Annotated in this window: 17 protein-coding genes; 5 read left to right on the top strand and 12 right to left on the bottom strand. The window is 44.9% G+C overall.

All coding sequences use genetic code 11. The features are described 5' to 3' along the window. Positions 1 to 30 precede the first annotated feature (30 nt). Both R7P74_RS10985 and R7P74_RS10980 read right to left on the bottom strand, forming a co-directional pair. Entirely contained in the window at positions 31 to 1659 is a 1629-nt protein-coding gene (locus tag R7P74_RS10985; protein ID WP_005375120.1) for a methyl-accepting chemotaxis protein, read from the bottom strand. A 293-nt stretch (positions 1660 to 1952) separates the two neighbouring features. Then, positions 1953 to 4313 (bottom strand): Lon protease family protein, encoded by a 2361-nt coding sequence (locus R7P74_RS10980; RefSeq protein ID WP_054574916.1) that lies wholly within the window; start codon positions 4311 to 4313, stop codon positions 1953 to 1955. Between the two features lie 187 nt (positions 4314 to 4500). Between R7P74_RS10980 and R7P74_RS10975 the strand changes: the two genes are divergently transcribed. Together R7P74_RS10975 and R7P74_RS10970 are read left to right on the top strand one after the other, a co-directional pair. Continuing rightward, positions 4501 to 4998, top strand: coding sequence for a hypothetical protein (locus R7P74_RS10975; RefSeq protein WP_005375116.1), 498 nt, complete (start codon positions 4501 to 4503; stop codon positions 4996 to 4998). Positions 4999 to 5083: 85 nt separating this feature from the next. After that, positions 5084 to 6715, top strand: coding sequence for an ABC transporter ATP-binding protein (locus tag R7P74_RS10970; protein ID WP_151515315.1), 1632 nt, complete (start codon positions 5084 to 5086; stop codon positions 6713 to 6715). Positions 6716 to 6957: 242 nt separating this feature from the next. On the opposite strand, the gene R7P74_RS10965 is transcribed toward R7P74_RS10970, so the two are convergent. Both R7P74_RS10965 and R7P74_RS10960 read right to left on the bottom strand, forming a co-directional pair. Then, positions 6958 to 8991, bottom strand: a complete 2034-nt coding sequence (locus R7P74_RS10965) for a prolyl oligopeptidase family serine peptidase (RefSeq protein ID WP_318122839.1) — start codon at positions 8989 to 8991, stop codon at positions 6958 to 6960. 120 nt (positions 8992 to 9111) lie between these two features. Next, positions 9112 to 10011 (bottom strand): LysR family transcriptional regulator, encoded by a 900-nt coding sequence (locus R7P74_RS10960; RefSeq protein ID WP_005375112.1) that lies wholly within the window; start codon positions 10009 to 10011, stop codon positions 9112 to 9114. A 162-nt stretch (positions 10012 to 10173) separates the two neighbouring features. Between R7P74_RS10960 and R7P74_RS10955 the strand changes: the two genes are divergently transcribed. Both R7P74_RS10955 and lldD read left to right on the top strand, forming a co-directional pair. Further along, positions 10174 to 11865, top strand: a complete 1692-nt coding sequence (locus R7P74_RS10955) for an L-lactate permease (protein ID WP_033906714.1) — start codon at positions 10174 to 10176, stop codon at positions 11863 to 11865. A gap of 315 nt (positions 11866 to 12180) precedes the next feature. Continuing rightward, a complete protein-coding gene (gene lldD, locus R7P74_RS10950) occupies positions 12181 to 13320 on the top strand; it encodes an FMN-dependent L-lactate dehydrogenase LldD (RefSeq protein ID WP_005383962.1) in 1140 nt (379 codons plus the stop codon). Positions 13321 to 13410: 90 nt separating this feature from the next. On the opposite strand, the gene R7P74_RS10945 is transcribed toward lldD, so the two are convergent. After that, on the bottom strand, positions 13411 to 13758 hold the full coding sequence (locus tag R7P74_RS10945; RefSeq protein ID WP_005375109.1) for a helix-turn-helix domain-containing protein: 348 nt from the start codon (positions 13756 to 13758) through the stop codon (positions 13411 to 13413). Positions 13759 to 14059: 301 nt separating this feature from the next. Here R7P74_RS10945 and R7P74_RS10940 point away from each other — a divergent pair, with 301 nt between their 5' ends. Next, positions 14060 to 15163 (top strand): mechanosensitive ion channel family protein, encoded by a 1104-nt coding sequence (locus tag R7P74_RS10940; RefSeq protein ID WP_213914758.1) that lies wholly within the window; start codon positions 14060 to 14062, stop codon positions 15161 to 15163. 72 nt (positions 15164 to 15235) lie between these two features. Here the strand turns inward: R7P74_RS10940 and R7P74_RS10935 are convergent, their stop codons facing one another. The 7 genes from R7P74_RS10935 to tdh form a co-directional block, all read right to left on the bottom strand. Further along, positions 15236 to 15955 (bottom strand): carbonic anhydrase, encoded by a 720-nt coding sequence (locus R7P74_RS10935; protein ID WP_054702580.1) that lies wholly within the window; start codon positions 15953 to 15955, stop codon positions 15236 to 15238. A gap of 141 nt (positions 15956 to 16096) precedes the next feature. Further along, the gene (locus tag R7P74_RS10930; protein WP_054702583.1) at positions 16097 to 17065 is read right to left on the bottom strand and encodes a Csu type fimbrial protein; all 969 of its coding nucleotides are present in this window, start codon (positions 17063 to 17065) and stop codon (positions 16097 to 16099) included. Further along, entirely contained in the window at positions 17062 to 19488 is a 2427-nt protein-coding gene (locus tag R7P74_RS10925) for a fimbria/pilus outer membrane usher protein (protein ID WP_428750155.1), read from the bottom strand. Before R7P74_RS10925 ends, R7P74_RS10930 begins: the two co-directional genes overlap by 4 nt. Continuing rightward, the gene (locus R7P74_RS10920; protein WP_025768578.1) at positions 19488 to 20243 is read right to left on the bottom strand and encodes a fimbrial biogenesis chaperone; all 756 of its coding nucleotides are present in this window, start codon (positions 20241 to 20243) and stop codon (positions 19488 to 19490) included. The genes R7P74_RS10925 and R7P74_RS10920 overlap by 1 nt, the downstream gene beginning before the upstream one ends. 20 nt (positions 20244 to 20263) lie before the next feature. Continuing rightward, positions 20264 to 20797, bottom strand: a complete 534-nt coding sequence (locus tag R7P74_RS10915) for a Csu type fimbrial protein (RefSeq protein WP_225473176.1) — start codon at positions 20795 to 20797, stop codon at positions 20264 to 20266. Positions 20798 to 20800: 3 nt separating this feature from the next. Then, positions 20801 to 21334: a Csu type fimbrial protein gene (locus tag R7P74_RS10910; RefSeq protein ID WP_224721298.1), complete on the bottom strand. Its 534-nt coding sequence runs from the start codon at positions 21332 to 21334 to the stop codon at positions 20801 to 20803. 400 nt (positions 21335 to 21734) lie between these two features. Next, positions 21735 to 22766, bottom strand: a complete 1032-nt coding sequence (gene tdh, locus R7P74_RS10905; protein WP_005383983.1) for an L-threonine 3-dehydrogenase — start codon at positions 22764 to 22766, stop codon at positions 21735 to 21737. Positions 22767 to 22783 lie beyond the last annotated feature (17 nt).

Here is a 22783-nt window from a genome sequence, read left to right as displayed (position 1 = left end):
GATTTAGAGATTTGATAAGTAGATGATGAATTAAAGCTTAAAGAAACTTAATTGCTCTTTCTGCTTCTCTGCAAGTAATGAAAGCTCAGTACTCGCACTTGCACTCTGGCTGATGCCCGCTACATTTTGGTTTACAAGCTCTGACATGTTAACCACGTTGCGATTGATATCTTGAGTAACTTGAGACTGCTCTTCGGCTGCGGTTGCTACTTGCGTGTTTGAATCGTTGATGTTGGCGACCGACTCGGTAATTCCAACCAACGCTTCATTCGCTTGTTGCGTCAGCTCGTTGTTGCGGCTAAGCATATCAAGGCTGACTTGCATACTGTCATTCGCCAGCCCAGACTGCGCTTGAAGCTCTTCAATGATCGTTTGGATCTCTTGTGTCGAGTCTTGAGTACGCGCTGCTAGCATGCGTACTTCATCAGCTACTACCGCAAAACCACGACCAGATTCACCAGCTCGCGCCGCTTCAATCGCAGCATTCAATGCTAGCAAGTTGGTCTGCTCAGATACGCCGCGAATCACTTCAATAACATCGTTGATCTGTACAGATTGCTCTTTTAGACGCAAAACAACTTGCGCTGCATCGTTCAATGCTTGAGACATTTGCGCACTTGCTTCCGCACTTTCTTGGAAGATAGCCAAACCTGATTGAGCAAGTCCATCAGCTTCACGCGCGGTTGCGTCAGCAGAGGTCGCGTTATCACTCACATTATTCGCAGTGCTTGCAAGCTCGTTAACCGCAGATGCAACTTGCTCGATCTCCGCCAACTCTTGTTGAGCGTTCGCTTCCGCTTGCGTCATTACCGCAGCTAATTCGGTCGATGCAGATGCAACTTCCTCACTAATACGGGTTAACTGGTCCACAGTGTTGTATAACTGCTCTGCGGTTTGGTTTACATCTTTGCTCAGCTTAGAGATCTCATTGTCCCCATCGACATCTGCACGTACTGATAGATTACCCATTGCTAACTGACGCATCACTTCTTGCAGCTTTTGGATTGGTGTAACAATCATGCCAGACAGGAACCAAGCGCCTATCAATGAGAAAGCAAATACCGCTAAAACCGTCAACATAGCGTTATTTTGCACACGTTCATTTTGCTGATGACTTCTGATAGTAGATTGTTCAGCTTGCTCGTTTACATGCTTTGATAGCGTGTTAATTTGTTGGACCATTTCTCGGCCAACATTGCGATACTCTTTGACAAATGCACGGTACTCGCTATCCGATTTCAAACCTTGATCGTATTGGTTGAAGAAAGCAACTGAGCGCTCTGAATATCGCACATAGGATTCAATTGCTTGGCGAACTTTAACGGCATCGTCACGGAATAGGTTTCGGGCTTCAATTGCGCTTAAATCGGCATCAACTTGCTTTAAGCCTTCTTTCAATTCGGTTAGAAAATTCTCACGACGAGAAGCATCGTAAATAGCGTAAACCGCGCTTATGCGCAGAGGGTAAATTTGGTCGTCAATACTCGCCAATGTGTCTTTGTGAAAAACCAAAGATTCTTGGTTGGAAGCAATAACATCTTGCTCTGCTTGAAGATTGTTTTTAGTAATCCAAAGAGCAATAAACAAAACAATCGCGGTAAATAATACCGGAACCAAAATTTGCGTTCGTACTGACAAATTTTTCAGTGATAACTGCATGACAGGGCCTCAGTTGTATGCGTGATGTCTATATCCAAACAAACTCGAGCAGTGCCTATAACAACGTTACTTTTCGGCAGTTTGAATATCTATGCTTCCTTGCGACGGGATAAATCCCAGACGAATAAACAAGTGGCGAATATTAGAGGTCGATCACACTTTTGTCTAGTACAAAAACTCTCCATTTTCAATCTGTTATTGACAATATCCCGACAGTGGCGTCGGGATATTGTCGTTATGATAAATTATGATCACTTATGATGAGATACATTCACATTTAGGACGGTTTCAGCCTATTTTCTCAACGAATTGAGCTTAGCTTGAGCAAGGCCAAAAATGGTATCGATTGGATAAGAGCCTTCATCGGTTGGCTCACCAGCAACTTTCCCCGTAAACAATTCGATAGCTTCAGTAACATGGTCAATCGCCCAAATATTAAACTCGCCTTTTTCGACTGCTTTCACGATGTCGGAACGAAGCATTAGATTGTGAACATTAGAGCGCGGAATAATGACCCCCTGCCCGTCATGACGACCTTTAATTACACACACATCATAAAAGCCTTCGATCTTTTCGTTTACGCCACCAATAGGCTGAGCTTGACCAAATTGATTCATCGACCCTGTTATCGCAATGTCTTGTCGGTTTGGTTGCTTTGAAAAAGCAGACACAACCGCACATAACTCAGCCATGCTGGCACTATCACCATCAACACCACCATAAGATTGCTCAAAGGTAATGGTTGTCGTTAATGGCACTCGTGCCGTTTTACCAAATACGGAAGATAAGTAGGCAGACAAAATCATCACACCCTTAGAGTGAATACTGCCCCCCAAATCCACGCTGCGCTCGATATCGATAACCTCCCCATCACCGTAACACGTCGTCGCTGTGATGCGATTCGGTGCACCAAACATGTAGTCACTAGTGCTCAATACCGAAAGTGCGTTCACTTGGCCTACGGCTTCTCCTTCGGTGCGAATCAGCGTTGTGCCGTTAATAAAGGTTTCCATTACGTTATCGCGTAATCGGCTTACTCGCATTTCTTGGTTATTGAGCGCCTCTTCAACATGACCAATACGGATCATGTTGGAGTTGGCTTGACGAGCCACGTAATTCGACTCTCGAAGCAAGTTGGCGATATTAGCCGAATGTAGAGATAGCTTGGATTGGTCGCCAGACAAACGTGAGCTGTATTCGATGATCCGAGCAATGGCTTTGCGATCGCAATGCAGCATATTGTTGTCATGCACCACGCTAGAGATAAAGCGCGCGTAATGCAGCTCAGACTCCGGCGTACGTTTCATTTCGTCTTCGAAATCTGCCGTCACACGGAACAACTCGCTGAACTCTGGATCGTAATGTTGGAGTAATTGGTAAGTTCGGTAATCACCAAATAAGATAATTTTGATATCAAGCGGAATCGGTTCAGGATCGAGTGATACCGCTCCCGTCAATGTGACTTCTTTTTCTAGAGACGTAAAACTCAATTGACGAGCACGCAATGCGCGCTTCAAACCATCCCAAACGTAAGGCTGTTCAAGTACTTTCTGAGCATCCATTAATAGAACGCCGCCATTCGCCTTATGCAAGCTCCCTGCACGAATCAGCGAGAAGTCGGTAAACACCGTTCCCTTGAAAGTGGCAGTCTCAATCGACCCGAAGAGTGAATGATAGTTGGGATTTTCTTCAACAACGATAGGAAATTCGCTGCTTTTACGGCTTACCAAGACATTCACTTTATAACGACGTGGCAATTTTTTATCCAAGGATGCCGTCGCAATTTCGCCTTGCTCGCCACTTTGGTCAAGGAAGATATCTGCGTTTTCAACAATATCTTTTTGCAGCTCAGTTAAGTAGGTTTTGATTTCGGAATATTGCGCGTAATCCACTTTGAGTTTTTTGATGAAGTGAGTAATCACATCAAGTGTCACTTCATCATTGAGCTTTTTGATTTTATCGCTGTATGTCTCTTCCCACTCCGTAAGCTCACGAACCATCGAGCGCAATCGCACTTCGAGTTCATCAATAGCATCGCTGAATTGCTCTTGTTCTTTTTTGCTTAGTACATCAAAAGACTCTTCCGTATGAAGCTCATCACCGTTCATGGCGACAAACTGATAATCCCCCTGCGTAGTCAGTGTTAGGCTGATGCCCTTTTCTTTTGCCTCTCGACTAATACGATCCAGCTCGTTTTGTTGCTTAGCTGCCAATTGATTTTTTAATCGCTCAGCGCGGCTAAAGTACATTTCATTGTCGAATGCTAGGGGTAAAGCATTCAATAATTTGCCCATTAAAGCTTCAATATCAACACGTAGTTTATTTCCGATACCACAAGGCAACTTTAATACCTTTGGTGTACGGGTATCCTCAAAGTTCGCAACGTAACACCAATCAAACAGGGCTGCTGCATCGTGCTGGTGACGATTCAGATAGCGCAAGATCATGGTGCGTTTACCTAGCCCATTCTGACCAATGGCGTAGATGTTATACCCTTTCTCTTTGATGGACATCGCAAACTCGACCGCTTTTTGCGCGCGCTCTTGGCCCACGATTTCATCAATTGGAGGTAACTCCTTGGTCGACTTACATGGCATATTCTCTAGATCTGCTACAGAATATAGCTGCTTAGCTTCCAATCTTAGTATTGCCATATCCACTTCCTTTTTTCTTATTTTCGTTATTTGAGTGTAGAGATTATTTGCTTAATTTTAAGTGATTTACCTTCCACCCTAGATTGATTGGACATTTTATGAACACATAAGTGATATTAACACGCACTTGCAATTGATAATCAATTTCATTTAATATCTAAACAAATCAAATGTTGTGGAGATGGATATGAATATTGAGCAATGCTGGATGCGCTACTTAAAAGCGGAGCAACTGATGGAACAAGGCCATTGGCCAGAAGCTCATCGTTTATATGACGACGTGCTCAACAATCTACCCAACCACATTCATTTAGCGCTAGAAAACGCACAAACTAAACCTTGCCAGTTTGTATGTCTCATTACGGGGCTTAGAGATGCCAGCGTGACGCAATCAGAGATTCTCAACAAACTCGGCTTACAACATGATGCGTTCTCAATACTCAATCAAACTTACGCGCTATTTCAATTTTTGCAGCTAGAGAGCCATGAACTGATTGAGCGCGTAGGTCACCTACTTGGTCAACAGAGCGAAGACTTGTTAGCTCACATGGCGGCATTTTGCTCTGCCCAACGTAATGCTCAATGGATGATAGAACTCGAGCACGTAACGCGCGCGCATGAGCAGTTCTTACATTTGCAAGCAATGAGTTCGGCAAAATCTTCGCCTTCTCACCTGTATAATTAATCTAAAGCTCAAGCATTGAGGCCAGCTAGGTTTGTGCTGTCCATTGCTTGAGTATCATTTGCTTTATCAACCACAAGGATCTGTGATGTCTTCTAAAACCATTCTTTCGGTGAACAACCTATCAGTCAGCTTTACGACAAACGATGGGATCGTCGATGCAGTAAAGAATGTTAGCTTCGATTTAAAAGCAGGCGAGACGCTGTCCATCGTTGGCGAATCTGGCTCTGGCAAGTCAGTATCAACCAATGCACTGATGAAACTACTGCCAGACAACGCTATTGTGCATGAAAGCTCATCCATCATGTTTGAGGGTAGCTCCATCTTGGATAAAACAGAGCGTGAAATGCAAAGTATTCGCGGTGATCGCATTGGCATGATTTTTCAAGAGCCGATGACCTCACTAAACCCGTACATGCGGGTGGGTATCCAAGTCGCTGAGGCCATCATGTGTCACCGCCCGGTCGACAGACGAACAGCAAAAGCAAAGGTGTTAGAGCTGTTTGAATTGGTTCATATGCCAAACCCAGAAAAAGCGTACAACAAGTACCCACACGAATTTTCTGGTGGTCAATTGCAACGCATCATGATTGCGATGGCACTGATTAACGAGCCCGATATTTTGATCGCCGACGAACCTACAACAGCGTTGGATGTCACGGTTCAAGCAGAAGTGTTGCACCTGATTAAAGAAATTCAGGCTCAGATGGGCATGGCAATCCTATTTATTACTCATGACTTAGGCGTCGTAAAACACTTTGCAGATCGTGTCATTGTGATGTGTAAAGGAGAAGTCGTCGAAGAAGGCGAAACGCAAACACTCTTCGAGGACCCAAAGCACGAATACACACGTATGCTAATCAACTCGATTCCTAAAGGCAGTAAGGAGCCTATTAGCGAAAGTGCTACACAGCTTTTAAAGGCCGACGATATACGAGTCAAATTCTTGGTAAAGTCGCATTTTATTGCGAGCAAGAATGAGTACTTCGAAGCGGTAAAAGGCATTTCTCTTGAGCTTAAACAAGGAGAGACCCTCGGGATCGTTGGGGAGTCCGGTTCAGGTAAGTCTACACTCGGCCGAGCTTTGATAGGTCTACTGCCCTCAACTGGCAAAATAGAATATAAAGGCCAAGATATGGCCTTGCTGACAAACAAAGAACGTTTTGAGCTGAAAAAAGACGTTCAGATGGTATTCCAAGACCCTTATGGTTCGCTTTCTCCTCGTATGACTATCGGCGAGATCATCACAGAAGGATTAACTGTCCACCAACCAATGTTGAGTAAAAAAGAACGTATGCAGAAAGCGCGCGACGTGCTCCGTGAGGTCCGCTTAGATCCCGCGTCCATCAACCGTTATCCGCACGAGTTTTCAGGAGGCCAGCGTCAGCGTATTGCTATAGCGCGAGCACTGATCCTTGAACCTTCGTTTATTCTGCTTGATGAGCCAACCTCTGCATTAGACCGCTCGGTGCAACTGACAGTGATTGACCTTCTGAAAGATTTGCAGAAAAAACACAATATTGGCTACTTGTTTATTAGCCACGATCTATCAGTAGTTAAAGCACTCTCTGATCGTGTTCTAGTCATGCAAAAGGGCGAGGTCATGGAACAAGGTACGGCCGAAAAGATTTTCCAAAACCCTAAAAATGACTACACGAAAAAACTGATAGATGCCTCATTTGATCTTGAAAACAGTGAAAATCAGCACAATGCGGCTTAGGTTCATCACAGTTTCATATTCATAAACTAGGATTAAGAAAAGGTGATAAATTCATCTTGTCTTAAGAATGGCGTAGCTGCCTTTCGGTTTGGCCGCCGAGACTGGTTGGTTCAAGAGTCAGACTTAGTCAACCTGACTCAAATACTGGCAAACAGTATGAATTGAGTTCCCCCAACCATGAAAAATGCCGCGACAGTGTCGCGGCATTTTTTTATTCTCAGAAGCTTCGAACAACTAGGGCATTAAATCGACTCAATACCCATATTATGTAACGTAAATGCATACACGTCTGTGGTGAGGTCAATTTGCTTACTCAGCGGCATTCCTGCACCATGACCGGCATTAACATCAATGCGTATCAATACTGGATTAGCGCCTTGCTGTTTGTCTTGCAGCTCCGCAATAAATTTGTACGAATGTGCTGGCACAACTCGGTCGTCGCGATCAGCAGTTGTCACCAAGGTAGCAGGATATCGCACGCCTTCTTTTACATTGTGAACAGGAGAGTAACCAAGCAAGTATTGGAACATCGCTTCACTTTGCTCCGACGTGCCATAGTCATACTTCCAGCCTTCTCCAGACGTAAACGTGTGATAACGCAGCATATCAAGCACGCCAACCGCAGGCAGCGCGACTTTGAATAGTTCAGGGCGTTGCGTCATACACGCTCCAACTAACAAACCACCATTAGAACCACCGCGAATCGCTAGGCGATCCGAGCTAGTGTAGTCGTTTTCAATCAGGTATTCCGCCGCCGCAATAAAGTCATCAAACACGTTTTGCTTTTGCTGCTGAGTGCCTGCGTTGTGCCAGGCTTTACCGTATTCACCGCCGCCTCGCATGTTGGCGACAGCGTATATACCACCCAACTCTAGCCAGTTGGCTACATTGCCAGAAAACATTGGAGTGAGGCTGATGTTAAAACCGCCGTAACCATACAACATGGTTGGTGCTCTACCATCAAGTGCAATGTCCTTCTTGTATGAAATGATCATCGGAACTTGCGTGCCGTCTTTTGAGGTGTAAAACACCTGTTTTGATTCATACTCATTACGATCGAACGGTGCCTTTGATTCCTGAAACAGTGTCGATTCACCAGATTCGACATCAAATGAGAAAATCGTCGGAGGCGTCACGTAGTTAGTGAATGTGTAATAAAGTGTGGTTTCTTCTTTTTTACCCGTCAGACCATAAGCTGTGCCTTCTCCCGGCAATTGTACATCTCGAATCCACTCACCTTGGTAGTTAAACTGCTGCACTTTAGAAAGCACATCTACCATATAAGTCGCAAACAGATAACCGCCACCTTTGCTGATTTCTAACGGCTGTTCTTGTTCAGCAATCACGTCAGCCCATTGTTCTGTCTGAGTGTTGTAACTGACAACTTTGCCATTCGGCGCGTCTAGGTTGGTGTAAAGCAGCAAGGTTGCGTCTTGGCTATCAATTAAGTAGGTGTCGCCTTGCGTTGTCTCGCGCAGCGTCACAATTGTCTGTAACTCAGACTGTAAATCAATATAAAACAGACGATTACCCGATGTGGATTCTGCGCCAGAAATAATGAGGAAGCGATCGTCTGTCGTCGTGGTACCAGACACATAACGATGAACTTGCGTATCCAACTCACCGAAAATCACTTTATCTTCAGACTGAGGTGTACCGAGTTCATGATAATAAAGCTTGTGATGCTCAGTTCGCGCAGATAACTCACTGCCTTGCGGCTTATCGTAGCTTGAGTAGTAGAAGCCTTTGCTGCCTAGCCAAGAAATCGACGTAAACTTTGCATCCACAATCTCAGGCTCTAACTGTTCTTTGGTTTCCGTATCAATGACAAAGATCTTACGCCAATCACTGCCCCCTTCCGAGATGGAATACGCGACCAAACGGTAGTCTTTAGAGAAGCTGACTTCGCCAAGAGAGGTCGTGCCCTCTTCGGAGAAAGTATTTGGATCAAGGAAAACCTCGGCTTCTCCCTCGCCTTTACGTCGATACAATACGCTTTGGTTTTGCAAACCGTCGTTTTTGTAGAAGTAGGTGTAGTCACCACGTACAAATGGCTGGGAATATTTTTCGTAGTTTTGGCTGTTCGCGACTAAGTCACGGATTTGTTGGCGGTACGGGATCTGACCAAGGAAATCGAACGTGACCGAATTTTGACCCGAAACCCATTGTGCGGTTTCTTCACTTCGATCATCTTCTAACCAGCGATAAGGGTCGGCAATGTCGTGACCAAAATAAGTGTCCACGACAGAATCTTTACGTGTTTTTGGGTAATGCATAACGTCCGTGTTACTCCGTTGTTTTTATTAAGTTGTTTATCTTCAATCGTTTTATTGCGGTGATTACCTTAGAGCACCCAATTTTGATTTCAACGACATTGTTTTAAATCTATGAAGAACCTAGAAATAATGAGATATCGTTAAGTACCGGTCACGAATGTGCTCAATAAGCAGCTTCACTTTGTTCGGTGGTTGACGAGTAAACGGATACACCGCGTAGATACCCAACTTTTTACCTACTAATTCAGGAAAAATATCCACCAGTTGACCATTACGAATATCGTGATACACCAAGCAGCGCGGGACGTAAGCAATACCATGGCCGCCCAGAGCGGCTTTACGTAATGCGGTCGCGTTATCAGTAGAAAAGCAGCCCGATACTTTGACGATGTAATTGCCATCTTCTCCTTTAAACTCCCAATCCGTTGCACCTGTGGTTTGGTAAGCGTATTGCAGACAATTGTGCGTGGTGAGATCAATCGGCTCGATCGGTTTCCCATTTTTCGCAATATAAGAAGGTGACGCGCATACCACCCATTGGGAATCGAGAATATGTCGTGCGATCAAACTAGAGTCGGCTAGGTAGCCAGTTCGAATGACTAAATCGTAACCATCAGCCACTAAATCGACAAAGCGATTATCCAATGACATGTCCACGGTCAGACCCGGATGAAGGTTACAAAATTCGGCAACAGCATCAGCAAGTATCAAATCTCCAGAGATACACGGCACGGACATTTTTATATGACCGCTCACATTCTCTCCAAAGCCTGCAACAGCATCCATAGCCTCCTGAGTGGCCTGCTTCACATTTTTAGCACTGTGGAGTAACACCTTACCTGCCTCGGTCAAGGTTAATTTGCGCGTTGTTCGATATAATAGCTGAGCCCCTATTTCTTCCTCCAACCTCGCCATTCTTTTGCTAACTACCGAATTTGTAAGGTTATTTGCCTCTGCAACCTTACTAAAGCTGCCAAGTTCGATTACTTGAGAAAATAGGATTAAGTCGTCTGCTCTCATACCATTATGTCACTTTTGGAATTAATTATTTTCATTATTTCCCTATATCAACAAAAAATAAAGGAGTAAATTCACGCCAAATTAACAAAACCATTACAACAAAAAGTCACCTCTACAGCGGATTGACACCGTTCGAGAAGTCAGCGTACGAAGGATGTACAAATGAGTGAAACCCTACTTGCCCTAGTGGCATTTTCGCCAATTGTTGTTGCCGCCATCTTATTGGTTGGTCTCAACTGGCCTGCTAAAAAAGCCATGCCTGTTGCGTTCGGTCTAACCGTCGCTATCGCACTAATGTTTTGGGATATGTCAGCCAATCGCGTACTGGCCTCCGTATTCCAAGGACTGGGCATTACTGTCTCTGTTCTATGGATCGTGTTTGGTGCCATCTTCTTGCTCAACACTTTAAAACACACTGGAGCGATCACCACAATCCGTAATGGATTTACCGATATTTCGGCTGACCGCCGTGTACAAGCCATCATCATTGCTTGGTGCTTTGGCTCGTTCATTGAAGGCGCATCTGGGTTCGGTACCCCGGCAGCAATCGCTGCACCACTACTGGTTGCAATCGGCTTTCCTGCGCTAGCCGCTGTCCTTATGGGCATGATGATTCAGTCAACGCCTGTTTCATTCGGCGCGGTAGGCACGCCTATCATCGTAGGTGTAAACAAAGGTTTAGACACCCATAACATCAGTGAGTCGTTGGCCGCACAAGGTGCAACGTGGGAAATGTACCTGCAAGATATCACAGCGCACGTTGCTGTCATTCACGCAGTCGTAGGTACGATGATCCCAGTATTAATGGCGATGATGTTAACACGTTTCTTCGGCAAGAACAGAAGCTGGAGTGAAGGTCTGGATATTCTACCATTTGCACTATTCGCTGGTATCTCTTTCACCGTTCCATACGCGTTAACCGGTGTTTTCTTAGGTGCAGAGTTCCCTTCACTTATCGGTGGTTTGGTTGGTCTGTCTATCGTTGTTACCGCAGCGAAAAAAGGCTTCTTAGTACCAAAGACTAAGTGGGATTTCGAAAGCGAAGACAAGTGGCCTGCAGAGTGGTTAGGCTCGCTAAAAGTCGATCTAAACGACAATCCGGGCAAGCCAATGAGCATCGTAAAAGCTTGGGTTCCATATGTAATGCTGGCAGTTATTCTCGTCGCAAGCCGCGTAAGCCCTGAGCTGAAAGGCTTTGTACAAAGCGTAAGTTTGTCGTTCAGCAACATTCTTGGTGAGACTGGCGTTAGCGCTGCGATTCAGCCGTTATACCTTCCTGGAGGCATTCTGGTGTTTGTCGCACTACTTGCTGCAATGTTACAAAGCGGTAGTGTAAAGCCATTGCGTGAAGCGTTTGGCGAGTCAAGCAAAACACTGATTGGGGCGGGTTTTGTCTTGGTATTTACCATTCCGATGGTTCGTATCTTTATCAACTCAGGCATCAACGGTGCTGACCTAGCAAGTATGCCCGTCACAACCGCAAACTTCGCCTCTGACCTTGTTGGTTCTGCGTTCCCAGCGCTGAGTGCCACCGTTGGTGCACTGGGTGCGTTCATCGCTGGCTCAAACACGGTATCAAATATGATGTTCAGCCAGTTCCAATTCGAAGTGGCACAAACGTTGTCTATTTCGAGTGTGATTGTTGTATCACTCCAGGCCGTCGGTGCTGCCGCAGGTAACATGATTGCGATTCACAACGTTGTTGCCGCATCAGCCACGGTAGGTTTGCTTGGTCGAGAAGGCGCAACATTGCGTAAAACGATTATCCCTACGTTCTACTACATTGTAATGACAGGCATTATTGGATTGGTGCTGATTTATGGCTTCCAAATGACAGATGTCTTAATGAAGTAACGCGAAATGCAGGGTTTACAGCCCTGCCTAATTTGACACAGCTGTCTGCACTACTACCCCGACATGTTGATTTAGCTTGCTACATCAATTCCCCCGACAGCTGTGTCACCCTTTCCAGTTTGCATAACTGATTGAGTGATTTAATAAAATTTTTCAACCAATTATGTAAATGGGTTACCAACATCACCGATTCAAACGTAAGTGAACCATAGGTAACTATACTCATTTTGATGTCTTCACTGCTTTGCGATGAAGACTCAACGAAAGAGCAAATTGCTCCACAACTTTGCTTAGAATAACCGCTAGGACACCATTATGATTATCTCAGCTTCTACTGACTACCGCGCTGCCGCGAAAGCCAAGCTTCCCCCGTTTCTATTCCATTATATTGATGGCGGCTCTTACGACGAACGCACGCTGAAGCGTAATACTGACGATTTAGGTGATGTCGCTCTTCGCCAACGCGTCCTACGCGATATGACAGATTTGAGCCTAGAAACCGAGATCTTCGGTGAGAAACTGGCAATGCCAATCGCGCTAGCTCCTGTTGGTCTAACTGGTATGTACGCGCGCCGAGGCGAAGTGCAAGCAGCAAAAGCGGCCGAGAAGAAAGGCATCCCGTTTACTATGTCGACCGTTTCGGTTTGTCCGATTGAAGAAGTCGCACCTGCAATTGAACGTCCAATGTGGTTCCAGCTTTACGTGCTTAAAGACCGTGGCTTTATGAAGAACGTGCTTGAGCGTGCAAAAGCTGCGGGCGTAACAACTCTGGTGTTTACCGTTGATATGCCAGTTCCTGGCGCACGTTACCGTGACATGCACTCAGGTATGAGTGGTCCTAACGCAGCCATGCGTCGTGTATTCCAGGCGATGCGCCACCCAAGCTGGGCACTGGATGTGGGTCTACTTGGTAAACCGCACGACTTAGGTAACATCTCAACGTATCGCGGCGAACCAACAAAACTAGAAGATTACATCGGCTGGTTAGGCGCAAACTTCGACCCGTCTATCTCCTGGAAAGACCTTGAGTGGATTCGTGACTTTTGGGATGGCCCTATGGTCATCAAAGGCATCCTCGACGAAGAAGATGCGAAAGATGCGGTACGTTTCGGCGCGGATGGCATTGTGGTATCTAACCATGGTGGTCGTCAGTTAGATGGCGTACTTTCAAGTGCTAAAGCACTACCAAGCATTGCAGATGCGGTAAAAGGCGATCTTAAGATCTTTGTTGACTCAGGTATCCGTACTGGTCTTGATGTGGTTCGTATGCTCGCGCTGGGCGCAGACTGCACACTGCTTGGTCGTTCATTTGTGTACGCATTGGCTGCACAAGGCGGCGCAGGCGTTGAAAACCTACTGGATCTGTACGACAAAGAAATGCGTGTAGCTATGACGCTTACTGGCGCGAAGTCTATCGCGGATCTTTCACGCGATTCGCTAGTGAAAATCCCATAATCTTTGCAAGCGAGCAAAACAGAAACGAAAAAACGAGCCAACAGTGGCTCGTTTTTTATTGCTCTTCAACCCGATAATTTGACGAGCAAGCTAGCTAACTTGGTGAACGTACTCGATCACGACTTGGTTTCCGTCGATAAACACGTTACTGATATCGCCATCCACCGTCACACGATTTTGTAAATAAACGGTACCAGATGCAGATAGATCACGCTCCGTCAAAGACGGAATCACCTGACCAGGACGTACATGTAGCTGCTCGCATAGCTGTTTTACAAAACCTAGCGTCAGTGGAGAATTACCACGTAACAAGCCAGAAAACTCGTGTAGACTCAAACCAAGGCGCTTCGCCATTTCCATTTGAGTGATGTGCATTTTGGCTTTTTGTGACATCCAGATGTCGTAGAGCGCGTTTCGATCCAGCTCTGTAAATTCCATATCTGCCTCCGCTAATTCAAGAGCCAATACACTCTCACACTTACTTAAGATAAATGTTAGCGATAAGTCAGAGAAGTTATAATTGATCGTCCAAATATCAACCCTCAATCATTGTTAGCATACCTCTGAACGTGCATGCGGCGGTCGCTCAGCAAAACGTAAAGGTAACTATCTTGTCATTGGAAGGAAAAGTCCATCTCGGGCGGTTTAGACATAAGTAAATGATTTAAAGGAAATCACTGGGGTGAAGGAGTAATATCTGCTACCTTTCCTTCCATGGTTCACTAGAAATAAGTTACATATGCCACAGTGGTTTACCGAATTACAAAGCTACATTGAAACGTCTCATCAAAATTGGAGTGGAAGCGTCCTTTTCATTACGCTCGCTAGCTTTATAGCTTGGATAGCTTGGCGGCTGATCCGCTCTCGCCTCGCTGCGCTCGTAGAGAAAACGCCCTTCCACTGGGATGACATGTTGCTTGATGCGCTAAAAGCGCCAGTCAGTACACTCATTTGGTGTTGGCCAGCAACCGTCTCTATCGGCATCATATTAGAGAGCGAGCTCAACGATAAAATAAACTGGTTAAGTACGCTGAAACTGATTTTAATCATCAGCATCTTCGTATGGACCGTTATGCGGCTCATTACCAATGTTGAAGAGCATGTTCTCGAACAAAAGAACCGAGATGAAACAACAGTACAAGCGATAGCTAAGGTCGCGCGCCTGTTCTTTATTACCGTCGGAATTCTAACCGTAATGCAGGCATTTGGTCTGTCACTATCGGGCCTACTTACCTTCGGTGGTGTTGGTGGTTTGATCGTCGGTTTAGCGGCGAAGGATTTGCTGTCTAACTTTTTTGGAGGTCTTATGATCTACTTCGATCGTCCATTTAAAGTTGGCGATTGGATCCGTTCTCCAGACCGACAAATAGAGGGGACAGTAGAACGCATTGGCTGGCGCATGACCATTATCCGAACTTTCGATAAGCGTCCACTGTATGTACCAAACTCAGTGTTTAGCAGCATTGTCGTAGAAAACCCATCTCGCATGCTGAACCGACGTATCTACGAAAAAATTGGACTTCGTTACGACGATGCAGAAAAAATGCCGCAAATTATCACCGCGGTAAAAGAAATGCTGAAAAATCACAAAGACATTGATGCACGCCAAACACTTATCGTCAACTTCGATACATTCGGTCCATCATCGTTGCACTTCTTTATCTATACCTTTACTAAAACCGTGAATTGGGTGAGATACCATGAGGTTAAGCAGGACATACTGCTTAAGGTAATCAACATCATTAAAGAACACGATGCAGATATCGCGTTCCCTACTCAGACGCTTAAGCTTGATCCTATACAAATGGTAAAAGCGGAAGAGCAAGAAGATCACGACTTCTAGTTCTCACCAATACCCAAATAATCAAGCCCGCTGTGTTTAAGCGGGCTTTTTATTTTTCTTCGCATGAAGTGGTTATTGTTGCGTTAACACCATACGTGCATTCAGCGGTTGGATTGGGCGATTGTTTTTCCCCATGACTTCCGAAAAAGATTTTATCTGCTCAGGAGAAATAGTTTGTGCTTCTTTCATCACCAACCAACGCACACCTTCAGAGCATGGTGGTGTCGTTAGTGAGCCGTTAAAGCGGTAGTAGTCTTTATCACTTGGGATAAGGGCATCCGCATCAAATGGAACCTTGATGGTAACATCTTGATCTTTAGTTGGAATGTTAGCTAGCATCTTAGCTAAATCTGGGTTCGCGTCACCCAGTTTAAAGAACACCGCGACAACAGCTAGATGACCTACTTTGTCGGCATGCACAAAGTGTACTTCTAGTGGGTATTCTTTACCATCCACATGGTTTTCAGATGGCGTATGGAAGTGGAACTGTTTCAACGTAAACTCTTTACCATCAATGGTGAGTGTGTTTTTACCTTCTAAACCAGTCTGTAAAGTGTGACCGTTGTTCAGCAGTGAAATTGCCTTACCTTCGTAGTCGAAATCCAATTTTTCTAGCTTCGCTTCGGTCGCCGATTCAATGTTGATTGGGCTCTGGTTTTGACCTTTTGCGCACTCAGATGCAAACTCACCCCAATGAGCTGGCCCATGGTTTCCCTCGTAGCCCCAGCTTGCTGCATAAGCTGTTCCTGTAAATACCAGTGCCAAACCTAATGTTGTTAGTGACTTCTTCATCATTTTCCTTATTTCTGAAAGTTAAATTCCGTGAGAATAAAGCCATACTAATCTCACAAAATTAAGCAGTGACAGAGTGAAAACTATGATTACAAAAGATTTTTGGAATAGAAGCCTCTAATGATGTAATTGACATGATGCTCAAAATTGAACGTCAACGATTATTGAGTCGGTGTAAGTACCTGCAGGAGGGGTCGTTTGGCTGGTTAGTATCTGCGCGCGATAATTATAATTCTGTGGAGTGATACCATCCGGAATGGAGCCGCCAGTATCGACGTCACCGTGTTCACGACGTTCAGAACTGGTGCCTCCCCAGCGCTCCATCGTTGATGACTTATAGATTTCATACTCCAAATAGTGACCACTAGAAATCATTCGCCGCTGACCGCCGGACGCATTTAGGCCGTCATTCAAGCCAATGGAGAAGGAACTATTCTTGGTACAAGTTAACGATATAACCTGACTGACTGGTTCAAAACCGGCCACTAATGGGGACGAACCAAAGTCAATATCTGGCGCCGTGATCATACAATCAGGGGTCACTTCTAACTCAACCGTAATCACGCTTTGAGCGCTGCCATTGGCGCGGCCAATGCATACCCCTAGAACCCCGATACCCTTACAGTAATCCCAAATCCAGGATACGGTGATTTGGTCTTTATAAGTCCCAGCGGAAAGATTACTACCCACTCCCGTCCGAGCATAGAGCGGAAACTCGGCTTGAGTGCCAAACAACCCGAGTAAATCGAGTAACCCGATTTCAAAAAAATTGTAAGTTTGGCCGAATACATACTCTTGTGAAAGACCTGGATCGCCAAAAATCTGATAGCTGAGCTCCGAACTCGGATCATCCTCATTTAATAGCAAACCATTATTTATACTGTTAAACCTTGCTGATACGTAGTCGCCACTTAACAAAGACACAAGTGTAGAAAAGTCACACGTAATCCCCGCATGAGGCTGAGCTGAGCTTTGCTGCTGAGAGCTTGAAACAGTAAACGAAGAAACATTGCCAAACAAGATTAAAGGTGTTGCCGCCGTGAGCTGACAAGCCATTGTCGAGCACGAGAAAAAGAGAAGTAGGCTAGCAAACCAGCTGCGCAAAATCATAGTGCGGTCTCTTCTTCGGCTTTGATACAAACCTGCTCAGGCAATGTTTGTATTTTTTGACTGTCACGCTGATACAACCCCTCAATAAACACTTTACATGGCGGCTGTCCTTGAGGATAAAACTGAATATAGCGGCCTGGGTCAACGCCTTCAAAGTACGTAAAACCATCCCAACCAATTTGGCTTGTTAAGCCCGTTTCTGAGCGGCCATATGTACCAATCGGAAGGAACAAATGATTTTCGTCTACCACCGTCATGCTCAGTGCAATTTGTAGCTCTATTGGGAACTCTAACAGGTAGCCGTAGCCCGAATGTATCGAAGCAAACTGCTCTGTTGCAGAAAACGCAGCATTGGCAGGTAAATTAAGTGGATCGATTTCATATTTGGCGGTGTAATACGCCGTAGCCCAAGGAACAAGTAGGTAACCTTCATCGTCTGTCACTCCGACAATTTGATTTTCATATTTAACCGGAATACCTTCAAAACCACTGGTGCTCACCACAGCGAAGCTGTCATACACTTCATTCGCCGGGAATATTTCTCCATCCAACGTAGAGACCGAACCTGCCATTTCCGCAAAATAATCATAGTCGCCACTGGTGCCATTTAACCCCGCTCTGAACTGCGCCCATGACGCACGGTAGGTCAAATCAGCCTGTTTACGGTTTTCTGGGTGTTCGTTAATATCATGCGCTAAATTGACGCCCCACCCACCTCGTATTGGCGCAAGGCGGCTATAACCCACTCGCCCTCGCACATCGCCATCGTCCTCTCTTTTCAGCGTTAGCCCCGAACTTCCCCCCAAAGAACTGAAAGGTAGAGAGAATTGCGCCAGCGTAACACTCTGACCACCAATACTATGGTTGTAAGAAAGGGACATATTGATATTAAAAGGCAGAGCGTAGCTATAAGTAAGATTTAGGGTACGTGAATCTGAGTCGGATTGTTGAATATCAAAGTACCCACCAGAAAGTGAGCCCCAATCTCCCAAACGGACTCCCATATTGATTTGTGATAGATGGCGCGACGCGAGTGAAGCGTCCTTGCCTTCATCGAGCATTTCATAATTTGGTAAATGAGATAAGGTATAAAAGTCGGCTTGTTCTACTTGAGTTCGAGCAGCGAAGCTAAACAGCCGAGACTGATAACTATAACCTAGCGCATATGAGGTAGATTGATCCTGAAAATTACTCACACGAAACGAGGCATCCACCGTACCCAAGTTGAAAGCATTGGTGACAAAGCCCAGCCCCGCAACGATCAGGTCATCTTTTGCTTCAGCTTGAGCTTCTAATGTTAACCAATCAGTCATGCCATGACGCAGAGCGGTAACCACGCCACCGTCTCCATAGTCGTTAGATGCATTACCGAAATTTTCTCTGATCGCACCAATACTCGCACTGTAAGATGTAAATCCGGTCTTGAGTAGATCGGAAGAGAGAAAAAATGGGCTGGTCATGACCGTTTGCTTACCCTGAGCATCCGTTGCAATTACCGTTGCTTCCCCAGCACCAGAGAGCATTGGAATATCGTTAATAATGAAAGGACCGGGCCCAACATTCATTGAGTCAGTTTTAAAGCCATTGATAAACAAATCTAACGTAGTGGGCGCTGTGACTTCACCGTAAAATGCAGGTAACGGCGTCGTCACGACATCCGGACGCATAGAGAAATCATGTGATAACTGAATACCCGCCAGTCTTACTGGTTGGCTCCAAGATAAAGGGCGAACAATATAGTCCCCTACCTCCATACGAATTCGCTTCTCTTGATTGACGTACTCGTAACTCGTATCAAAACGAGTGTACTGGCTGCTTTGCTGGGACTGAACATCGCGATGAAAGTTAGATTTAAATATCCCGGTAGTAGAAAAAACGCCAAACTCAGAAAAGGCTCTGACTTCATGATTTATAGAAACCTCCTTTTGTCGGCTTTCGTTCTCGTACACACCAAATACGTTGTAGTTAAGCAGGCCACCACGCCCAAACTGAGCCGGGGAAAATCGCCCCATATCCTGCGCTGATAAGCTCTGCATCGGTAACCAATTAGGCGGTACGTCAATTGTAAGTTGCAATGACGATTGCAAGTAACGCACGTTAACTCCTGGGATAGACGTAACCTCAAGTCTCTCTTCAGTTCCAGGCAACGACTTGGCGGTAACCCCAACTGAAATGAGGTCCTCCCGGAGCAAAAAGAACTGATCGCCAACTCGCTCAACTTTCGCAACAAGCCCGGTTGCTCTTTGATTGATCACCAACTCCAGATTGAGGCTAATATTCTCAAACTTTTCTAATGAGAAATTTTCAGGACTCGGTAGCTCAGAGAAGTGGTTTGCTGAATTTGCACAAAGACCAATACTGCTCCACGTTACGCTAAGTAATACCAACCAAAAGAAAGCATTCATTGTATTAAATCTATTCATTATTGCTTCAATGGTATTTGGTAACGTTTACCTCCAATATTCGCGCTCAAACTCAAGGGTCTGACATTACTATGGGGAATAGACCAAACCTTATACTGTTCAGGAAGAATATAGCCAGCTAGTCCATCGGAAATAACGACAGGATCTTTATTTGGTAGGTTCAATTGTAAATTCACTAAGCGAACATGGTGTTTTCCTGAATTTTTAATGTGAACAAAACGCTGATTATTTTTCTTAATAAACTGTGCCTGTAAATCACCCCATAATTCACTGTCACGGTTTGGTTTTTGAGTATCAGTCAGCCCTTTCCCGTAAATAAACAAAGGTATCGAGTAACGCATTCGGACTTTGACAGCGAGTTCATTTTCCGTCAATTCTGTTTGAGGGTTTTGAGTTGGCGGTAATTCATCTATGATCACTCGGTATGCATACTCCTTACCCGCAGAGGCCTCATCTTGGTTGATGATGCGGATTAACTGCTTTTCACCTGGTTCAATTTTGACAAACGGAGGAGTTGCAATTAACTGGCTTTGACTTGAATAACTATCTTCTCCTTCGTTTTGTTCCCACTTAAAAATTCTCACCTGTAAATAAGAATCAACACTGCCTTTATTTACCATCCAAAGTGATGTTGCATTACTCTCCTCTGATATTTTGGGGTAAATCGGCCAAATTAATAATGAGTTAGCGTTGGCATTTGAGAAAAAAACAAAAAGGAAGGTTATTAATAATAGTTTTTTGAGTATGAATTCCATTTCACCCCTCCAAAGTTCACTTACCACTCTAATGTCAGCGTAAGCGTATCCATATAAATTCCAGCCATTTCATTCCCATTTATTGTCGCCTTTGCCCAGATAGGAAACTGAATATTATCTGGGTCTTGGTCAGTATCGACGGAATATTGCGTGTCAATATTAAGCACCTGCGTGTAATTTAGATCCTGGAACAAAAAGTAATCTACCGTTGTCGCTTCTTCACTGTGCTTTAGCTTACGTACACCATCCGATGCATTCATCCCGCCATTTACGGAAACATTCATCGTAATACCCGGAGTACAACTTAATGTGAGTGATGAACTGTAAGTGATGCTGCCTTGTACTTCCGTCGCGTAAACTGAAGAATGCTCACCAAAATCTAACGTACCTATTTGCCCGGCTTGGGTTGGGCTTTCTTCTTGTACTGAGCCGTTAATCAAACAACCTGTATCTACGATGGCAGACACCTGAAAAGTTTGTGTCGCATCAGCCAGCACAGTTAAAGAACACAAACTCATCGCGACAAGTGAAAAGCTCCTAACAACCAGCGTCACGTTTTACCAGCTTAGCGTCACACTGATGGTATCGGAGTATGTACCGGCAATGCTGCTCGTACCGTAAGCTTTCGCAAAAAGCTCAATAGTTTGCGATGTTGCACTAGTAAATTCAGACAGAGCTACCGTCCCGCCTTGTATAATTTGTGTGCTTCGGTCTGAGTCGGTAAACAACGTATAATCAATAAATTGCGCGCCATTTGACATCGCATAGGTACCAACGGTCGCACTTGCATCATACAATCCGGTGCCCAATGTAAACGTCGGTGTCACACCGTTACTACAAAGCACTTCAATACCCGTCGCACTACCACCATTTACCACACCATCTTGTTCACTGAAGATTGCAGGCACGTCTCCAAAGGCGAGTGAGCCAAAGCCAACGCCAGAAGCTGCATCTACCGCATTATTTCCATTAATCACACAACCTTGTACAAGGTTAATTGAAACATCAATCGTACCGCTCACTGACGCTCCACTCGCTTGCCAACTAAATGAGGTTAAGAGCAGAGGCATCATCAGATAAAATCTTTTCATATAAAGCTCCATTTTTACATTCCACTGTATATCGGTAACCTTTTTATTAGTTATAGCTCAATTATGACAAACCAAATGCATATAAAATGTAAAACAATAAAAAGAAGCAGGATAAGGATAAAGACGAACAGCGAATAAAAATATTAAACTTAAAAGTGACGATTTTTAAGCATTTAATGCTAAAAAATAACCACTAAAAACAAATGGTTATTATCTTGTTCCAAATATAGAATCGACAATGAGTTAGAAGGTAGGGTGAAGTTGAGTGGAAAAAATCTAAAAAAGTAGCAGAACGATACGAGAAGTTTAGAAAAGATTGGCGACCATTTCTTCCCGAAACAAAAATCTTCATGAAACAAAAATGCGCCCCAAAAAGGAGCGCATTTCTTACTTGAATAAGTTATTCCCAATCAAGAATAACCTTGCCTGACATGCCGCTGCGCATTACGTCGAAGCCTTCTTGGAAATCATCAATCTTGTAGTGGTGCGTGATGATTGGCGATAGATCCAGACCAGATTGGATCAGTGAAGCCATCTTGTACCAAGTTTCGAACATTTCGCGACCGTAGATACCTTTGATCACCAAGCCTTTGAAGATAACTTGGTTCCAGTCGATACCCATGTCTGATGGTGGAATACCTAGTAGTGCAATACGACCACCGTGGTTCATTGTGGTTAGCATTGAGTTGAATGCTGCTGGGTTACCAGACATTTCTAGACCAACGTCGAAGCCTTCTGTCATGCCTAGCTCAGCCATTACGTCTTCTAGCTTCTCTTCAGCCACGTTTACTGCGCGTGTTACACCCATCTTACGAGCAAGTTCTAGACGGTATTCGTTCACATCCGTGATCACTACGTGACGAGCACCAACGTGTTTCGCGACTGCCGCTGCCATGATACCGATTGGGCCAGCACCTGTGATAAGCACGTCTTCGCCTACTAGGTCGAAAGAAAGTGCTGTGTGTACTGCGTTACCAAACGGGTCAAAGATAGACGCTAGATCGTCAGAGATGCCTTCAGGGATCTTGAACGCGTTGAACGCTGGGATCACCAAGTATTCTGCAAATGCGCCTTCGCGGTTAACGCCCACACCAATCGTGTTACGACATAGGTGAGTACGGCCGCCACGACAGTTACGACAATGACCACACGTGATGTGACCTTCGCCAGATACGCGGTCACCGATTTCAAAGCCACGAACTTCCTGACCAATCGCAACCACTTCACCCACGTATTCGTGACCGACAACCATAGGCACTGGAATTGTCTTTTGTGACCATTCGTCCCAGTTGTAGATGTGTACGTCTGTACCACAGATAGCGGTTTTCTTAATTTTGATCAGAATGTCGTTATGGCCAACTTCAGGTTTATCAACCTCAGTCATCCAGATGCCTTCTTCAGGCTTTAGCTTTGATAATGCTTTAATTTTCATAATGTAACCTTAATTAA

The sequence above is a fragment of the Vibrio sp. 2033 genome (assembly GCF_033339735.1).
The sequence above is the reverse complement of the archived record's forward strand: the minus strand, read 5'-3'. Positions and strand labels throughout refer to the sequence as shown.